The following is a 16,973-nucleotide window of genomic DNA, read 5'->3' as shown; positions in this document are numbered from 1 at the left end:
CACGGAGCCTGTCCCCTCATACGAGGCATTCGCAACGCACACACCTCCGGATGGGGTTACGGATCAGCGCGCCGAAAACGCGGGTCGGCCGGCGATGAAACAACTTTCCCGACGCGCCGTAAGAACGTTTGAGATTCGACCAATCCGCTCTGCCGACCGCTCCGAATGGCGTGTGTCAGGCAAGTTGGCACTGAGGACGGACGGCATGACACCTTTCTCCAGGACCGGTGCGACCGGTGCGACCGGCGCGGGACGCAGGAGCATCGCGACCGCGATCTGTGGTGCGCTGGCCGCCGGTGGGCTCGCGGCCGCCGGTGTGACCGCGCTGGAACCCGAGGCGGCCTCCGCCTCCAGCCACCGCGAGGCCCCGCTGATCTCGGGGACCCCGCAGTACGACAACACCGACGTGTACGCGTTCGTCAGCCCGGACAAGCCGGACACGACGACCATCGTCGCGAACTGGATCCCCTTCGAGGAACCCGCCGGCGGGCCCAACTTCTTCCCGTTCGCCGAGGACGCCCAGTACGACCTGCGCATCGACAGCAACGGTGACGCGCAGGAAGACCTGCTGTTCCGGTACACGTTCAAGACGCACACGAAGAACGACAAGACGTTCCTCTACAACACGGGCCCGGTCGAGAGCCTCGACGACCCCGACCTCAACATCACGCAGACGTACGACCTCGAACTGATCAAGCTGAAGCACCTGAAGGCGGTGTCGAAGACCAAGGTCGCCGACGACGTGCCCGTGGCGCCGTCCAACGTCGGCAAGGCGTCGATGCCGGACTACAACACCCTGCGCGAGCAGGCGATCCACAAGCTCGCCGGGGGCGCCCAGACGTTCGCCGGGCAGGCCGACGACCCGTTCTTCCTGGACCTCAGGGTCTTCGACCTGCTGTACGGCGGGAACCTCTCCGAGGTCGGCAACGACACGCTCAAGGGCTACAACGTCAACACGATCGCCCTCCAGGTCCCCAACAGCTTCATCACCGAGTCGCACCACCAGCCGGTCGTCGGCATCTGGTCGACGACGCAGCGCAAGAACGCCCAGGGCTACTTCTCCCAGGTCTCGCGCCTCGGCAACCCGCTGGTGAACGAGGTCGTCAACCCGCTGAAGGACAAGGACACGTTCAACGCGTCCGCGCCCCGGGACGACGCCCAGTTCCTGAAGAACGTCACCAACCCGGAGCTGCCGAAGCTCATCGAGGGGATCTACAAGATCCCGGCGCCCGACGAGCCGCGCAACGACCTCGTCGACGTGTTCCTCAAGGGCGTCAAGGACCTCAACCAGCCGCCGCACGTGACGCCGTCGGAGCAGTTGCGCCTCAACACCTCGATCAAGCCGGCCGCCAAGCCCAAGCGGCTCGGTGTCCTCGACGGTGACAACGCCGGTTTCCCGAACGGCCGTCGCCTCACCGACGACGTGATCGACGCCTCGCTCCAGGTCGTCGAGGGTGAGCTGCTCGGCGCGAAGAACGACCTGGGTGACGCGGTCGACAAGAACGACAAGGACTTCGAGAAGGCCTTCCCGTACGTCGCCCTGCCGACGGAGGGGTCGCGCGGGCCGCTCGCCAAGGGCGTGGACGGCGGCAACGACGTCCGCAGCCAGCTCGGCGACGCGCTCCAGCCGGCCGAGGCGCAGAGCTCGGACGACATGCGCCTGATCGCCGCGTCCGCCGGGGCCGGCGCGGGCGGCATCGTGCTGGTCGGCGCGGCCCTCATGTGGTGGCGCCGCATGCGGAACCGGGCGTACTGACCCGCTCCGCTCCCACCGACCGGCGCGGCCCGTCTCCCGTCCCCCACGGCACGGGCCGCGCCTCTGTCCCACCCCACCGCACCCGCACAGCCCACCGAGGAGAGGCCATGCCTCCGCGTACGACGGACAGCGCACCGGAGAGGCGCGACGACGACCATCCGCCGCGCCTGGACCAGGAGACCGACGGAGAGAACTCGGCGGGGCGAGGTCCGAAGCGCACCGGCCGGGACACCGACGCAGAGCGGCCCACGGGACGGAGCCCGAGGCGCACCGGCCCGGACACCGACGCCGGGGCGGAAGCCGGGCCGGGCGGGGATGCGGGTGCCGACGCGGGCGACGGGGCGCGCCCGGCCCCGGCCGACGGGGCAGAGCGCGGGCACGACGCCGACCCGGCCGCCGGGGCGGTGGGCACGGGAGGTGCGGAATCACCCCGCGCGGAGCCTCGCGCCGCGCACGGCACCGACACCAGCACGGGCACGGGCACGGGCACCGGCCTTGAAAACCCGCCCCGCGGCCGCATCCGTCCGCGCGCCGAATCCGCACCCGCCGCCGAAGGCGAGCCTGACGCGCACGGCAGCCCTTCCCCCGGGGACGAAACCGGCGCCGGTGTCGGGCCGCGTGTGGTCGCGATGCGGCGGGCCGCTGACGGGGGGCGGCGTTGGCGGGCCGCTCATCTGGCGGGGTGCGCCGCGCTGTTGGCCGTCGCGCTGACCGGTGGGGCCATCGCCTTCGCGGGTGCGGGAGACGGCCGTGCGGGGGCCGGTGCCCAGGCCGTGTCCGCGGCCGGGGCGCCGGCGGCAGGTGTACTGGCCCGGGGCGATCTCGACGCGGGGATCGGGGCCCTGCAGAAGCATCTGCGCGCCCAGCCCAGGGACTTCGGCAGCTGGGCCACCCTCGGGACGGCGTACGTCGAACAGGCCCGGACGAAGGGCGACCCCTCGCGCTATCCGCAGGCCGAGCGCGCGCTGAAGCGGTCCCTGGAGCTGGACCCCGGCAATGACCAGGCTCTCGCCGGCCGTGCCGCCCTCGCCGCCGCCCGGCACGACTTCACCGGCGCGCTGAAGGACGCCGACCGGGCCCTGAAGCAGAACCCCTACAACGAACGCGCCCTGTGCACGCGGATCGACGCCCTCGTCGAGCTCGGCCGCTACGACGACGCCGCCGAGGCCGCCCGCACCGCCGACGACAGGCGGCCCGGGGTGCCCGTCTTCACGCGGTACGCCTACGTCAAGGAGCTGCGCGGCGACGTCCGTACGGCGCGTGACGTCCTGGAGCGCGCCCTGGAGGTCTCCGACTCCCCCGGCGACATCGCGTACGTCGCCACCGCCCTCGGGCAGCTCGCCTGGAACCAGGGCGAGTACAAGACGGCCCTCGGCCACTACGCCCGTGCCCTCGCCGCGGACGAGGACTACCTCCCCGCCCTGGAGGGCCGTGCCCGCGCCCAGGCCGCGAACGGCGACCGGGCCGCCGCCGTCGAGGGACTGGAGCAGGTCGTCGCCCGCTTCCCGCTGCCCGGCCCGCTCGTCGCCCTCGGCGAGTTGTACGAGGACCGGGGCGCCGACGGCGACCGGGCGAGGGCCGGCGATCAGTACGCCCTCGTCGACGCCTGGACGTCCCTCGCCCGCGCGGGCGGTGTCAACGCCGACCTCGACTCGGCCATGGCCGCCGCCGACCACGGCGACAGGAAGGAGGCCCTGCGCGCCGCCCGCGCCGAGTGGAACCGCCGGCACAGCGTGCACACCGCCGACGCCCTCGCCTGGGCCCTGCACGTCAACGGCCGTGACGAGGAAGCCCTGCCGTACGCCCGCCGCGCCACCGCCACCGGCTACCGCAACGCCGTCTTCCTCTACCACCGGGGCATCATCGAACGCGCCACCGGGAACGACCGCGAGGCCCGCGCCCACCTGACGGCCGCGCTCGGCCTGAACCCCGGCTTCTCCCCGCTCGGCGCCCGCGAGGCCCGTAGCGCGCTCAAGGATCTGGAGGGGGCCCGGTGACCCCGCGCCGCCTGTGCGCGTCCGGCGCCGCCGTCCTCACGGCCGCCTGCGCGCTCACCCTGCTGCCCGCCGGCGCCGCGAGCGCCCACCCGCTGGGCAACTTCACCGTCAACCGCTACGACGGCCTGGTCGCCGCCCCGGGCGAACTGCGCGTCCACCACGTCGAGGACCTCGCCGAGATCCCGGCGACACAGGCGGGACCGGACATCGAGCGGCTGGGCATCGCCATGTGGGCCCGCGAGCGGTGCGCCACGGCCGCCGCCGACAGCAGGGTCACGGTCGACGGCCACGGCACCCCGCTCACCGCCGAGCGCAGCCACGCGCGCGTGCGGCCCGGGCAGGCGGGGCTCGACACCCTCCGCGTGGAATGCGAGCTGACCGCTCCCCTGCCGTCGGACAAGCGGGCCGTGTCGCTGGGCTTCCGTGGCGCGGGCGGTTCCTCCGGCCCGGGCTGGCGGGAGATCACGGCGCGGGGTGACCGTATGACGCTCACCGAGTCGGACGTCCCGGCGAAGTCGGTCTCGGCCGAACTGACCCGCTACCCGGCGGAGTTGCTGTCCTCCCCGGCCGACACCGCGGCCGCCGCCCTGCGTGTGCGCCCCGGCGGTGCGGCCCTGGCCGCCAAGGAGTCGGACGCCCCCGCCGCCTCCGTGCTGCCGCGCGGCGCCGACCGCTGGACGCGGGCCCTGGACGACCTGGTCGCCCGGCACGACCTCACCCCGGGCTTCGCCGCGCTGGCGCTGCTCATCGCCGTCGTCCTCGGGGCGATGCACGCGCTCGCCCCCGGCCACGGCAAGACCATCATGGCCGCGACGGCGGCGGCCCGGGGCGGCCGGGCCCGGATGAAGGACGTCCTGCCGATGGCCGCCTCGGTGACGGTCACCCACACCCTGGGCGTGGTCGCCCTGGGCCTCCTGGTCACGGCCGGTTCGGCGGCGGCCCCGTCGGTGATCGCCTGGCTGGGCGTCGCCAGTGGCCTCCTGGTGACCCTGGCGGGGGCGAGCCTGCTCCGCCGCGCTCTGCGCAACCGCGCGCACACCCACCACCACGGCCCCGCACACGACGACAACCACAGCCACACGCACGACCACGACCCCAGCCACGACCACGATCACCACCACCACGACCACCCGCACGACCTCAACCGCCCCCACGCGCACCCCCACACGGTCGAGCACACCCACGGCGGGTTCACCCACTCCCACCCCGTCGCCCCCACCCTGCGCGGCACGATCCTCATGGGCTTCGCGGGCGGGCTCGTGCCCAGCCCGTCCGCCGTGGTGGTGCTCGTCGGTGCCGCGGCCCTCGGGCAGGCCTGGTTCGGTCTGCTGCTGGTCGTCGCCTACGGCGTCGGGCTCGCGCTCACCCTGACGGCAGCCGGGTACGCCGTCGTCAAGGCGGGCAGCGGGATGACCCGGCTCCTGGACCGGCGCCCCCGCTGGACGGCGGGCCCGCTGGCAGCCCTGGTGCGCCGGACCGCGCCGCTCGGCTCGGCCTTCGCCGTCGTCGTCCTCGGGGCCGGACTGGTGTTCAAGGGGGCGGCATCCGCACTGGGCTGAGTTACGTTCGTGAGGAAGTCCGACGTCATGGGGAAGACAGACCTCATGGAGATTTCGCCCGGCTGCGAATGGGGGCGCCGTGTCCGAAGAACCGGGCCATGAGCGTGTGATCGCGGGCCGCTACCGGCTCCTGGCACCGCTCGGCGAGGGCGGTATGGGGACGGTGTGGCGCGCCCGCGACGAGGTGCTGCACCGCGAGGTCGCCGTCAAGGAGGTGCGCGCCCCGGCGGGGCTCGGGGGCGACGACGTGCGGCGGATGTACGCCCGGCTGGAGCGGGAGGCCTGGGCGGCGGCCCGGGTCGCCAACCGGAACGTGGTCACGGTGTACGACGTGGCGACGGACGAGGGCCGGCCGTGGATCGTCATGGAGCTGGTCCGCGGGCTCTCCCTGGCCGAGGTCCTGGACGCCGAGGGCCCCATGCCGCCGCAGCGTGCCGCGCACATCGGCGCCGAGGTGCTGTCCGCGCTGCGGGCCGCGCACGAGGCCGGGGTGCTGCACCGGGATGTGAAACCGGCCAATGTGCTGATCGCGAACGACGGCCGGATCGTGCTCACCGACTTCGGGATCGCCATGGTCGAGGGCAGCTCCGCGCTGACCATGACCGGGGAGGTCATCGGCTCGCCCGAGTTCCTCGCCCCGGAGCGGGCGCTCGGCCGTACGCCGGGCCCGGAGTCCGACCTGTGGTCGCTCGGCGTGCTGCTGTACGCGGCGGTCGAGGGCCACTCCCCGTTCCGGCACGACACGCCGCTGAGCACGCTGCGCGCGATCGTCGACGAGGAGTTGCCGCCGCCGTACCGGGCCGGTCCGCTCGCCCCGGTCATCGAAGGGCTGCTGCGCAAGGATCCCGCGCAGCGGCTGACGGCCGAACAGGCCGAGCGGGATCTGCGGGCCGTCGGCGCGGGCGGCTCGCCGAGCGCGGAGACCGTGCGGGCCGTCCCGTTCCCGCCGACGCTCGCCGGCCGTCCCGAGCCCTCGCCCACGCCCCCGATGCCCTTCCCGGGGCAGCAGGCGCCGTCCGGCTCGGGCGGGACGACGACGGCCACCGGACCGGACCGCGACCGGCGGGCCGGCCGGGTGCTGGTCGCGGGCGTGGTCGCGCTGGCGCTCGCGGTGGGCGGGCTGACGTACGCGCTGCTGAACCGCGGGGACGGCTCCGGGAACAACGACAGGGGTGCCGGGGCGAGTACGCCCGCGCAGACCAAGAGCCCGCCGCAGAACACGGGGAGCGGGAAGTCCAGTCCTTCTCCGACTCCGAGCGAGAGCGAGCGGAGCAGTCCGCCGCCGCAGTCGGTGCGGGTCGGTCTGGACGGCACGCGCACGGACTACTCGGGCGCGTGTCCGCCGCCGGGCGCCCGGGCGCCGAGGTTCACGGCGACGTTCACGGTGGGGCGGCTGCCGGCCGAGGTGCGCTACCGCTGGGTGACGCGGGACGGGTCGGCGCTCGACGGTGGCTGGAAGACGCTGTCGTTCCCGGAGGGCGACGGCCGTACGCGGCGGGACGCGGTGACCGTGACGACCGAGGCGGAGAGCGGGACGTTCGAGAACGAGATCAGTGTCGAGGTGCGGGAGCCGGTGCGCACGACGTCCGAGTCGGTGCCGTTCTCGATCACGTGCGAGACGGAGACCCCGACGGGCGGGGCCTCCCCTTCTCCTTCGGTCAGTGGATCGGACACGGGATCCGACACGGAGTCGGACACGGGCTCCGGCTGAGCATGCGGCGGCCGCGGTCAGTCGTTGGCGTTGAGCACGGGCAGATAGCCGCCCGACTGGCCCGGCGCCTTCGGGTGGTACGACTCGCCGATGTTGAGCCAGTTGACGCTGTGCAGCCAGGAGTCGCCGGAGCAGATCTCGTGGCCGGTGAAGGCTCCGCGTACGTCGCCGAACGTGAAGCCGTGGTTCGCGGCGCGCTTCGCGATGGCGGTGTTGAGGTAATCGGAGGCGTTGTTGATGGCCTTGCGCTTGGTCTCGGACAGGCCGAGGCAGGTGGTGCCGAGCTTGTAGAAGCGGGGGTAGCCGAGGACGACGACGTGGGCGTTGGGGGCCTTGGAGCGGATCGCGGAGTACACACTGTCGAGCTTGCCGGGCAGTGTGGAGTCGACGTACGCGCGTGCGGTGTCGATGCGGGAGACGCAGGCGCTGTCGGACTGGGTCACACAGGTCGTCATGACGTCGGCGAATCCGGCGTCGTTGCCGCCGACGCTGAGGGAGACGAGGGCGGTGGCGCTGCTGAGCGGGCCGAGCTGTCCGGACAGAACATCACCCGTTCGGGCGCCGGAGCAGGCCGTGAAATCGAACCTCGAGGGTGAGTGGGCGGTGGCCCAGAGGTAGGGGTAGGCCTTCGTGCTGCGCTTGCAGTCGCCGCTGGAGCTGATGTAGCTGCCGGCGCCCACTCCAGAGGAGTAGGAGTCACCGAGCGCTGCATAGCCGCCAGTTGAGGCGAGTGCGGACGCCTGCGCCGTGGCTGCCCCGGTGAGGGCGGTGCCGGCGGCGAGGAGGAGCGAGCTCACGAAGACGACAAGTCGGGAACGTCTCATGGAACCTCCCTTAGCAGGATCTCTGCCACAACCGTCGTAGCAGCTACGCGTGTTGACAGGAAGTGTCCATGCCAAGTCTTTTCGGCCGCTTCCGGGGCGCACGCGGCGCGTTCACCTCACGTTTTGTTACGCCCCGGGCACCTTTTGTTACGTGCCCATGACAAATTTGTTGACTAGCGCTCACCTCTCTTGTTCTACGCCGGTAGTTGGCCGACGCTTTACTCCGGCCGAGAGCGGAACGCGACGCTCCCGGCCGTGTGCGCGAGCACGCGCACAACCCCCACATGACGCGCGCCCCACCCAGGCGCGCGCCGCCTAGAGGAGGAATCCCTCGTAATGGCACACCTGCGTAGCAAGAGACTCGGACTCGCCGCGATCACCCTGTCGGCGACCACCGCCCTCGTGGGCGGGCTCACCGCCCTCCCCGCCCAGGCCGCGGCTCCCGCCGAGGGCCGGGTGCTCGCCGCGGGCTCCCCGGACGCCGTCAAGGACAGCTACATCGTCACGCTCAAGAAGAGCGCCGGCCTGAAGGCGTCCTCGGCCGCGGGCAAGGACCTCGTCGAGGAGTACGGCGGGTCCGTGCGCAAGACGTTCGGCAAGGCACTGAACGGCTACTCCGCCACCCTGTCCGCCACCGAGGCCAGGCGCCTGGCCGCCGACCCGGCGGTGGCCTTGGTCGAGCAGAACCAGCGCGTGCGGCTGACCGCCACCCAGAACAACGCCCCCTGGGGTCTGGACCGCATCGACCAGACCTCGCTCCCGCTCTCCGGCAGCTACACCTACCCGGACAGCGCGGGCAGCGGCGTGACGGTCTATGTGATCGACACCGGTGTGCGCATCACCCACCAGCAGATCAGCGGCCGCGCCGCGCACGGCTACGACGCCGTCGACGGCGACAACAACGCCTCCGACGGCAACGGCCACGGCACCCATGTGGCCACCACGATCGCGGGGTCGACGTACGGCGTCGCCAAGAAGGCGAAGATCGTGGGCGTGCGGGTGCTGAACAACAGCGGCTCCGGCACCACGGCCGGGGTGATCGCGGGCATCGACTGGGTGACGCAGAACCACTCCGGCCCCTCGGTCGCCAACATGTCGCTCGGCGGCGGCGCCTCCGCCGCGCTGGACACGGCGGTCCGCAACTCCATAGCCAGCGGCGTCACGTACGCCGTCGCCGCGGGCAACAGCAGCACCACCGCCTCCTCGTCCTCCCCGGCCCGGGTCGCCGAGGCGATCACCGTCGGCGCCACCACCAGCACCGACGCCAAGGCGAGCTACTCCAACTACGGCTCGGCCCTGGACATCTTCGCGCCCGGCTCCTCCATCACGGCCGGCTGGCACACCAGCGACACCGCGACCAACACCATCTCCGGCACCTCGATGGCGACCCCGCACGTCGCGGGCGCGGCGGCGGTCTACCTGGCCGGCCACACCTCCTCCACCCCGGCCCAGGTCGCCTCGGCCCTGGTCGCCGGCGCCACCACCGGCAAGGTCACCAGCGCTGGTTCGGGCTCGCCGAACCGGCTGCTGAAGCTCGTCCCGTGACTCGTGCCGTGATCGGAACCTGAACTGCCGTTCCCCGGAGGCGGGTTGAGCCTCCGGGGAACGGCTGTTTCCGGTACCGGAACCTTGCAACTTGCGCCCCATGAAAGGCAGTTCGCAACGACAAAACCATCAAAAACGTGAGCGGCCGTTCCAGGTCTTGCCATACGGGTTCAATCGTCAATACCGTCATACATCTCACCCGCATCGGTCCGTCAGCACGCGGCTCCAGGGGAGGGCTCAGGACCGCGACGAACCGGCGCGGGGCGCGGTAGGGGGGTGCCGTGCCCGGTGATCGCAACGTGCCGGGCCGTGCCGCGCGGCCGGCTGCCGTTTTCCGCTGTCGGCCAGCTTTGCCAGCTCACCCGGCGTGCCCGAAGCTCCGTCTCGGCGTGCCGCGGGTGAGAACCCCCCTTTCGAACCGGATTGGATCCGGACTGCCCTGGGGGGGCGGTCCACCGGACGAGAGGGACCAGACTCATGAGCTCAGTTCTGCAGCCGGCCGCGGCGGACCCGTATCCGCCGACCGCCGGGAAGTACCGGCCCGTCTCCTCTCACCTGGCCATAGCGCCGCCGGTGAGCGTGGTCATCCCGGCCATGAACGAGGCGGAGAACCTTCCGTACGTCTTCAAGACCCTGCCCGACTGGATCCACGAAGTGGTCCTGGTCGACGGCAACTCCAGCGACGACACCGTCCAGGTGGCGCGCGAGCTGTGGCCCGAGGTCAAGGTCGTCGAGCAGCGCGGCAAGGGCAAGGGCGACGCGCTGATCACCGGGTTCCAGGCGTGCACCGGCGACATCGTCGTGATGGTCGACGCGGACGGCTCGGCGGACGGCAACGAGATCGTGTCGTACGTCTCCGCCCTGGTCTCCGGCGCGGACTTCGCCAAGGGCTCCCGGTTCGCCAACGGCGGCGGCACGGACGACATGACCTTCATCCGCAAGCTCGGCAACTGGGCGCTGTGCACGGTCGTCAACCGCAAGTTCGGCGCCCGCTACACCGACCTGTGCTACGGCTACAACGCGTTCTGGCGGCACTGCCTGGACAAGATCGACCTCGACTGCACCGGTTTCGAGGTCGAGACGCTGATGAACATCCGGGTCGTCAAGGCCGGGCTCAAGGTGCAGGAGATCCCGAGCCACGAGTACCTGCGCATCCACGGCACCAGCAATCTGCGGGCCGTGCGCGACGGGCTGCGGGTGCTCAGGGTGATCCTGCGGGAGCGCTCCAACCGCCGGACGCTGCGCCGCCGTTCGCCCCAGTCGCCGCTGCTCGACTCGGTCCGGGGAGAGGTGTCTTGAGCGGTCCCGGCATCTCCGTCGTGATCTGCGCGTACACCGAGGACCGCTGGGAGGACATCCTCGCGGCGGTCTCCTCGGTGCGGGCACAGTCCCGGCCCGCCCTGGAGACACTGCTGGTCGTCGACCACAACCAGGCCCTTGTGGACCGTCTCGGCAAGGAGTACAAGGAAGCCGACGACGTGCGGGTGCTCGCCAACGCGGGCCCCCGCGGCCTGTCCGCCGGCCGCAACACCGGGATCGCCGCCGCGCGCAGCGAGGTCGTCGCCTTCCTCGACGACGACGCCGTGGCCGAGCGCGACTGGCTGCTGCACTTCGCCGAGGCGTACACCGACCCGCGCGTGCTGGCGGTCGGCGGGCGTACGGAGCCGGTCTGGGCGTCGGGGCGGCGGCCCGCCTGGTTCCCCGAGGAGTTCGACTGGGTGGTGGGCTGCACCTACCGGGGCCTGCCGCGCGGCCGGGTCCGGGTGCGCAACGTGCTCGGCGGCAACGCCTCGTTCCGCCGCAGCGCCTTCGAGGCGGCGGGCGGCTTCGCCACCGGCATCGGCCGGGACGGCGACAAACGCCCGCTGGGCTGCGAGGAGACGGAGCTGTGCATCCGCCTCAGCCGGGCCCGGCCCGACGCCGTCCTGCTGATCGACGACCGGGCGGTGATCCACCACCGGGTGCCCGAGGCCCGTGAGCACCTCCGCTACTTCCGGACGCGCACGTACGCCGAGGGCCTGTCCAAGGCCCTGGTGGCCCGCAGCGTCGGCGCCGGCAAGGGACTGGAGTCCGAACGCCGCTACGCCACCCGGGTCCTGCCGGCCGGGGTGGCCCGGGGGCTGCGGGACGCCCTGCTGGCCCGGCCGGGCGGTGCCGGGCGGGCGGGGGCGATCGTCGCCGGAGTGCTGACGGCGGCGGGCGGATACCTGGTGGGCAGCGTGCGGGCCCGGCGGGGCGGGACCACGTTCTCGGTACCCGACGTGGAGGTGGCGGTCCGTGAGTGACGTGCGCGTACCGATCCTCATGTACCACGCGGTCGCGACCCGCCCGAACGACGCGACCCGCGCCCTGTCCGTGACCCCCGAGGCGTTCGCCGAGCAGATGGCGGTGCTCGCCGACCGGGGGCTCAGCCCCGTCACCACCGCCGAGCTGGCGGCCTGCTGGCGCTCCGGCCGCGCACTGCCCGGGCGGCCGGTCCTCATCACGTTCGACGACGGCTACGAGGGCGTGCACCGGCACGCCCTGCCCGTGCTCGCCAAACACGGCTTCCCGGCCACCCTGTTCGTCTCGACCGGGTGGATCCGGGGGCCGTACGACACCGGCGGCGGCCTGGACACCATGCTGGACTGGGACCAGGTCCGCGAGCTCGCGGCGGCGGGCGTCGAGATCGGCGGGCACAGCCACAGCCACCCGCAGCTCGACCAGGTCTCCGGCGCCACGCTGCGCTTCGAGCTGATCCACTGCAAGGAGATCGTCGCGGACCAGCTGGGCACCGTACCGGTCTCGTTCGCCTATCCCTACGGCTACTCCAGCCGCCGGGTCCGGCAGGCGGTGCGCGAGACGGGCTACGCCCAGGCCCTCGCCGTCGGCAACGGCCTCGCGCGCCGGGCGCAGGGGCCGTACGCCCTGCGGCGTGTGACGGTGCGCCGCAGCACGGGCACCGCCGCGTTCGAGCGGCTGGTCGAAGGCCGGGCGATCGCCCGTGCGTTCGCCGGGGACCGTGCCCTGACCAAGGGATACGCCGTGGTCCGCGGGGCCCGCCGGGCACTCCGGCCGGTGTCCCGCTCCGGGGGCTGACCCGCGCCCGGGAACACGCCGCGTGCACCGGGAAACCGGGTGCACGCGGCGCCCTGGTGCCGGATCATGGCGGCATGTCTGGAAACCCGCACGAGGCGCTGCCGATCCGGCTCAACGTCGACGACTCCGACTCCCCGTCCGATGTCGTCGACGCGCTGTTCCTCGGCCGCTTCGCGACGGGCGAGCAGCCGTTCTCCCACGCGGTGAACATCGACCGCGTACGGTCCGGGGCGACGCTGATGCCGTCCGGTGCCCGCGTGCTGCGCGCCGCCCGGGACGACGACCGCAGCGCGACGCTCGCCGAGGGCGAGGGCTGGACGCTGCTGATCTCCCGCTGGAACCGGGGCGCCGACGTCACGGTGACGGCGACCAGCGCCGAGCTCGCCGAGAAGATCCTCGACCAGGCCACGGACGGCGCGGCGGACGAGCCCGAACCGCAGCCGGAGAACGTCACGATGGGCTTCTGGTACGTCTCCCCGCGCCGCGGCCCGCACCGCACCACGCGCCAGATCGAGGCGGGCACCTGGGACGAGGTCCGGCCCAACTACACGGCGCCGGTGGCGGACGCCATGGACCGGCTGATGAAGACGACCCCCGAGGACATCTCGGGCCGGCTCCTCCTGCTGCACGGCCCGCCGGGCACCGGCAAGACGTCGGCGCTGCGCACCCTGGCGCGGTCCTGGCGGGACTGGTGCCAGGTGGACTGCGTCCTGGACCCCGAGCGGCTGTTCAGTGACGTCGGCTATCTGATGGACATCGCGATCGGCGAGGAGGACGCGGCGGGCAAGGGCCGCTGGCGGCTGCTGCTCCTGGAGGACTGCGACGAGCTGATCCGCGGCGAGGCCAAGCACACGGCGGGCCAGGCCCTGTCGCGGCTGCTGAACCTGACGGACGGCCTGCTCGGCCAGGGCCGCAACGTCCTGGTCGGGGTCACGACCAACGAGGACCTGGAGCGTCTGCACCCCGCCGTCGTCCGGCCCGGCCGCTGCCTGGCCCGGATCGAGGTGGGCCCGCTGACCCGCGCGGAGGCGGTGAGCTGGCTGGACCGCGAGGACGGCATCGGCCGCGAGGGCGCGACGCTGGCCGAGCTGTACGCGCTGCGCCGGGGCACCTCCCCGACGGCCCTGCCGGAGCCGCGCGGGGACGCCGACGCGGGGCTGTATCTGTAGGAGGTCCGCGCCCGCCGGTGTTTTGATGGGTCTTATGACCCTGTTCGTCGGCACGTCCGGGTGGCAGTACAAGGACTGGCGGGACGTCCTGTACCCGTCCGGGCTGCCGATGCGGCTCTGGCTGGAGGAGTACGCGGGGCACTTCGCCACCGTCGAGATCAACAACGCCTTCTACCGGCTGCCGGCCCGGGAGACCTTCGAGGACTGGCGCGGCCGGGTGCCCGGGGACTTCGTCGTCGCGGTCAAGGCGAGCCGCTATCTGACCCACATCAAACGGCTCAAGGATCCCCAGGAGCCGGTCGGCCGCCTGATGAGCCACGCGGCGGGCCTCGGTGACCGGCTCGGCCCGGTGCTGCTCCAGCTCCCGCCCAACCTGCGCGCCGACCCGGGCCTCCTGGACGCCTGCCTGGCCTGCTTCCCCGCCGCGACCCGGGTCGCGGTCGAGCCCCGCCACGACTCGTGGTGGACGCCTCAGGTCCGCAGGGTCCTGGAGTCCCGGCACGCGGCCCTGTGCTGGGCCGACGTCCTGGCCCGCCCCGCGACCCCGCTGTGGCGCACCACCGACTGGGGCTACGTCCGCTTCCACCAGGGCCGCGCCCGGCCCTGGCCCCACTACGGCCGCCGCTCGCTGGCCACCTGGCTCGACCGCGTCGCCACGACCTGGCCCGACGGCGAGGACGTCTACGCGTACTTCAACAACGACCCGGGGGGCGCGGCGGTGCAGGACGCGGTGACGTTCGCGCGGCTGGGGAGGTCGGCGGGCCTGGACCTCACCCGGACACCCGACCGGCTGGTACGGGCCGGCTGAGCCGTGCTCTCGGGGGCGTCGCGGGGCAGGCGGGACCTCGCGGGCACCCTCTACTCCCCCTGAACCGCCCGCAGGGCATCCCGTACCGCGGCGAGCGCCGCGTCCTCCCCCTGCCCGAGCCTGCGGGCCCGCTCCACGTACGCCTGGGCGGCGAGCGCCAGCTCCCGGTCCGCCGCCGAGCCGGCGGCGGCCACGAACGTGCCGTGGCGGCCCCGCGTCTCGATCACGCCGTCCGCCTCCAGCGCGCGGTACGCCTTGGCGACCGTGTTCGCGGCGAGCCCCAGCGACTCGGCCAGGCCCCGCACGGTCGGCAGCCGGTACCCCACCGGCAGCTCACCCGACCGCGCCTGCTCGGAGATCCGCGCCCGCACCTGCTCGTACGGCGGAGCACTGTCGTCGATGTCGATCTTCAAGGTCACAGGCCGATTGTCCCGTACCCGGCGGAAAATGGGAGGCACCCCGGGGGCGCCCCCACGTAGCGTGCGCCTCCATGACCGTGATCGTGCGCGACCTGCGACCCGATGTCCGAGCCGACCCCGAGGGGTTCTCCCACACCCGCCGCCTGGCCCTGCCGTACATGCTGTCCACGCCCGAGTCCGTGGTGCACACGCTGACCCATGCCCACCCGGACGCCCACTTCGGGCAGCTCGTCGCCGAGGAGGACGGCGAGATCATCGGCACGGCCCAGATCAGCGTCGCCCACGAGAGCCCGGAACCCGGCCAGGGCTCCGCCAACATCTACGTGCGCCCCGACCGCAGGCAGCACGGCGCCGGTTCGCTGCTGCTGCGCACCGCCGAGGAGCGTCTGGCGTCGCTGGGCGTCCGGAAGCTGTTCGCCTGGGTGCTGGACGAGCCGGACAACCGGGCCTTCGCCGAGCGGCACGGCTTCCGGGCCAGCCGTTCCGCGTACTTCATGCGTCTGGACCTGGCGGCCGGCACGCTGCCACCCCGCCAGGACCCGCCGGCGGGCGTGGAGCTGCGCACGGCCGCCGACTACGCGGACGACCCGCGCCCGCTGTTCGCACTGGACGCGGAGACGGTGGCGGACGAACCCAGCGACATCGACGCCGAGTTCACGGACTACGCGGCCTGGCTGGAGGAGACCTGGAAGCACCCGCTCCTCGACCGGGACCTGACCACGGTCGCGGTCGTGGACGGCCGCCCGGCCGCCTTCAGCGTGGCGCACACGGACGGCACCCGCTACGGCACGGCCATGACCGGCACCGCCCGGGCGCTGCGCGGCCGGGGCCTGGCGAAGCTGGCCAAGAACGCCTCCCTGCACCGGGCCCGCGCGGCGGGGTACACGGAGGCGTTCACCGGCAACGACACCGGCAACGAGCCGATGATCGCCATCAACAAGTGGTTCGGCTACGAGATCTGCGCGAAGGAAGTGCGTTATGTCCGCGAACTCGGCTGACCGGTCCGGCCGCGTCGACGTCGTGCTCGTCAAGGCGGGCCGTACGAAGATCCGCTACACCGGCGAGCTCCTGACGGACGACGGCACCCGCGTCGCGGTCCGCGCGCCCTGGGCGGGCAGCGGCGTGCGCGACTTCGGCTTCGTCCGCTTCGAGCCCGGGGACGTCTTCACGGAGTACTACTGGCGTGACCGCTGGTACGCGGTGAAGGAGGTCCGCTCCGCCTCGGGCGCGCTGAAGGGCTGGTACTGCGACATCACCCGCCCCGTCGCACGCTCCGGCCCGGAGCTGGTCGTGGAGGACCTCGACCTGGACCTGTGGGTCTGCGCGGACGGCACGGACGTACGGCGCCTGGACGAGGACGAGTTCGCCGACAGCGGCCTGGCCGAGTCGGACCCCGGCGCGGCACGAGCCGCCCTGGCCGCCCTCGACGAGCTGGAGTCACTCGCCCGCGGCGACGGCTTCACCGCGCTCCTGGCCTGAGACCCCGCACACGGCCACCACCGCGTACCGCTCGTCGGTCACCTCCCCGCCCCACAGCAGCGGATCGCCGGACAGCCGCTCCACGCGCATCTGCCCGGCGATCGGCGCGAGCAGGCCGGTGAGCCGCTCCGCCGGTATCCCGACCGGCGTGGTCGTCCCCCACACGCCCTCGACCAGCACGAGTCGCCCTCCCGGCCGCAGCAGCCCGGCCCAGTGCCGCAGGGCGCGGCCGGGGTCGGGCAGGGCCCACAGGACGTGCCGTACGAGCACGGCGTCGAAGCGCTGCTCCCCGACCGGCGGTGCCGCCGCGTCACCGACGAGGAACACCGCGTCACGCCCGGCCGGCTTCTCCCTGGCGAGCGCCACCATCGCCGGGGAGAGATCCACACCCGTCACCCGGTGCCCCTGCTCGGACGCGAGGAGCGACAGACTGCCGGTGCCGCAGCCGAGATCGAGGACGTCGCCCGCACGCCCGGGCAGCCAGGAGCGCAGCCGCGCGGCCCAGGCCCCTCGCACCTTCGGGTCGCGCAGGCCGTGGTCCGGCTCCTCGTCGAACGAGGCCGCCCGCGCGTCCCAGTCCACGTCGGCGCCGGTGTTGATCGAGGTCATTGCGTCACTGTCGTTCGCC

15 protein-coding genes are annotated in these 16,973 nt (G+C 73.0%); 12 read left to right on the top strand and 3 right to left on the bottom strand.

What is annotated here, in order from left to right; all coding sequences use genetic code 11:
- The first annotated feature begins 205 nt into the window (after window positions 1-205).
- From ACFZDA_RS27865 to ACFZDA_RS27850, 4 genes are all read left to right on the top strand, one after another.
- Window positions 206-1,756, top strand: coding sequence for a DUF4331 family protein (locus tag ACFZDA_RS27865; RefSeq protein ID WP_391086651.1), 1,551 nt, complete (start codon window positions 206-208; stop codon window positions 1,754-1,756).
- A gap of 107 nt (window positions 1,757-1,863) precedes the next feature.
- Window positions 1,864-3,753 (top strand): tetratricopeptide repeat protein, encoded by a 1,890-nt coding sequence (locus ACFZDA_RS27860; RefSeq protein ID WP_391086649.1) that lies wholly within the window; start codon window positions 1,864-1,866, stop codon window positions 3,751-3,753.
- A complete protein-coding gene (locus ACFZDA_RS27855; RefSeq protein WP_391086647.1) occupies window positions 3,750-5,312 on the top strand; it encodes a nickel transporter in 1,563 nt (520 codons plus the stop codon). The genes ACFZDA_RS27860 and ACFZDA_RS27855 overlap by 4 nt, the downstream gene beginning before the upstream one ends.
- 79 nt (window positions 5,313-5,391) lie before the next feature.
- Entirely contained in the window at window positions 5,392-7,023 is a 1,632-nt protein-coding gene (locus ACFZDA_RS27850; protein ID WP_391086645.1) for a protein kinase, read from the top strand.
- A 17-nt stretch (window positions 7,024-7,040) separates the two neighbouring features.
- On the opposite strand, the gene ACFZDA_RS27845 is transcribed toward ACFZDA_RS27850, so the two are convergent.
- Entirely contained in the window at window positions 7,041-7,847 is an 807-nt protein-coding gene (locus tag ACFZDA_RS27845; protein WP_391086643.1) for a GDSL-type esterase/lipase family protein, read from the bottom strand.
- Window positions 7,848-8,183: 336 nt separating this feature from the next.
- Between ACFZDA_RS27845 and ACFZDA_RS27840 the strand changes: the two genes are divergently transcribed.
- The 6 genes from ACFZDA_RS27840 to ACFZDA_RS27815 all read left to right on the top strand — a co-directional run bounded on the left by ACFZDA_RS27840 (window position 8,184) and on the right by ACFZDA_RS27815 (window position 14,447).
- The gene (locus ACFZDA_RS27840) at window positions 8,184-9,392 is read left to right on the top strand and encodes a S8 family serine peptidase (RefSeq protein WP_391086641.1); all 1,209 of its coding nucleotides are present in this window, start codon (window positions 8,184-8,186) and stop codon (window positions 9,390-9,392) included.
- A 477-nt stretch (window positions 9,393-9,869) separates the two neighbouring features.
- A complete protein-coding gene (locus ACFZDA_RS27835; protein ID WP_391086639.1) occupies window positions 9,870-10,691 on the top strand; it encodes a glycosyltransferase in 822 nt (273 codons plus the stop codon).
- Window positions 10,688-11,677 (top strand): glycosyltransferase, encoded by a 990-nt coding sequence (locus ACFZDA_RS27830; protein WP_391086637.1) that lies wholly within the window; start codon window positions 10,688-10,690, stop codon window positions 11,675-11,677. The genes ACFZDA_RS27835 and ACFZDA_RS27830 overlap by 4 nt, the downstream gene beginning before the upstream one ends.
- Window positions 11,670-12,470, top strand: a complete 801-nt coding sequence (locus ACFZDA_RS27825) for a polysaccharide deacetylase family protein (RefSeq protein WP_391086635.1) — start codon at window positions 11,670-11,672, stop codon at window positions 12,468-12,470. Before ACFZDA_RS27830 ends, ACFZDA_RS27825 begins: the two co-directional genes overlap by 8 nt.
- 74 nt (window positions 12,471-12,544) lie before the next feature.
- A complete protein-coding gene (locus tag ACFZDA_RS27820) occupies window positions 12,545-13,639 on the top strand; it encodes a DUF5925 domain-containing protein (RefSeq protein WP_391086633.1) in 1,095 nt (364 codons plus the stop codon).
- Window positions 13,640-13,673: 34 nt separating this feature from the next.
- The gene (locus ACFZDA_RS27815) at window positions 13,674-14,447 is read left to right on the top strand and encodes a DUF72 domain-containing protein (protein ID WP_391086631.1); all 774 of its coding nucleotides are present in this window, start codon (window positions 13,674-13,676) and stop codon (window positions 14,445-14,447) included.
- Between the two features lie 50 nt (window positions 14,448-14,497).
- Here ACFZDA_RS27815 and ACFZDA_RS27810 read toward each other — a convergent pair whose 3' ends face one another.
- Window positions 14,498-14,866, bottom strand: a complete 369-nt coding sequence (locus ACFZDA_RS27810) for a GntR family transcriptional regulator (RefSeq protein ID WP_391086629.1) — start codon at window positions 14,864-14,866, stop codon at window positions 14,498-14,500.
- Between the two features lie 71 nt (window positions 14,867-14,937).
- Here ACFZDA_RS27810 and ACFZDA_RS27805 point away from each other — a divergent pair, with 71 nt between their 5' ends.
- Both ACFZDA_RS27805 and ACFZDA_RS27800 read left to right on the top strand, forming a co-directional pair.
- Complete coding sequence (locus ACFZDA_RS27805; RefSeq protein ID WP_391086627.1) at window positions 14,938-15,864, top strand: GNAT family N-acetyltransferase; 927 nt, start codon at window positions 14,938-14,940, stop codon at window positions 15,862-15,864.
- Window positions 15,845-16,345, top strand: coding sequence for a DUF402 domain-containing protein (locus tag ACFZDA_RS27800; RefSeq protein WP_391086624.1), 501 nt, complete (start codon window positions 15,845-15,847; stop codon window positions 16,343-16,345). Before ACFZDA_RS27805 ends, ACFZDA_RS27800 begins: the two co-directional genes overlap by 20 nt.
- Here the strand turns inward: ACFZDA_RS27800 and ACFZDA_RS27795 are convergent.
- Window positions 16,304-16,954, bottom strand: coding sequence for a methyltransferase domain-containing protein (locus ACFZDA_RS27795; protein ID WP_391086622.1), 651 nt, complete (start codon window positions 16,952-16,954; stop codon window positions 16,304-16,306). The two genes, ACFZDA_RS27800 and ACFZDA_RS27795, sit on opposite strands and share 42 nt — an antisense overlap.
- Window positions 16,955-16,973: the final 19 nt, after the last annotated feature.

The sequence above is a fragment of the Streptomyces sp. NPDC007991 genome (assembly GCF_042958445.1).
GTDB lineage: Bacteria > Actinomycetota > Actinomycetes > Streptomycetales > Streptomycetaceae > Streptomyces.
This window is presented reverse-complemented; position numbering and strand designations above follow the sequence as displayed.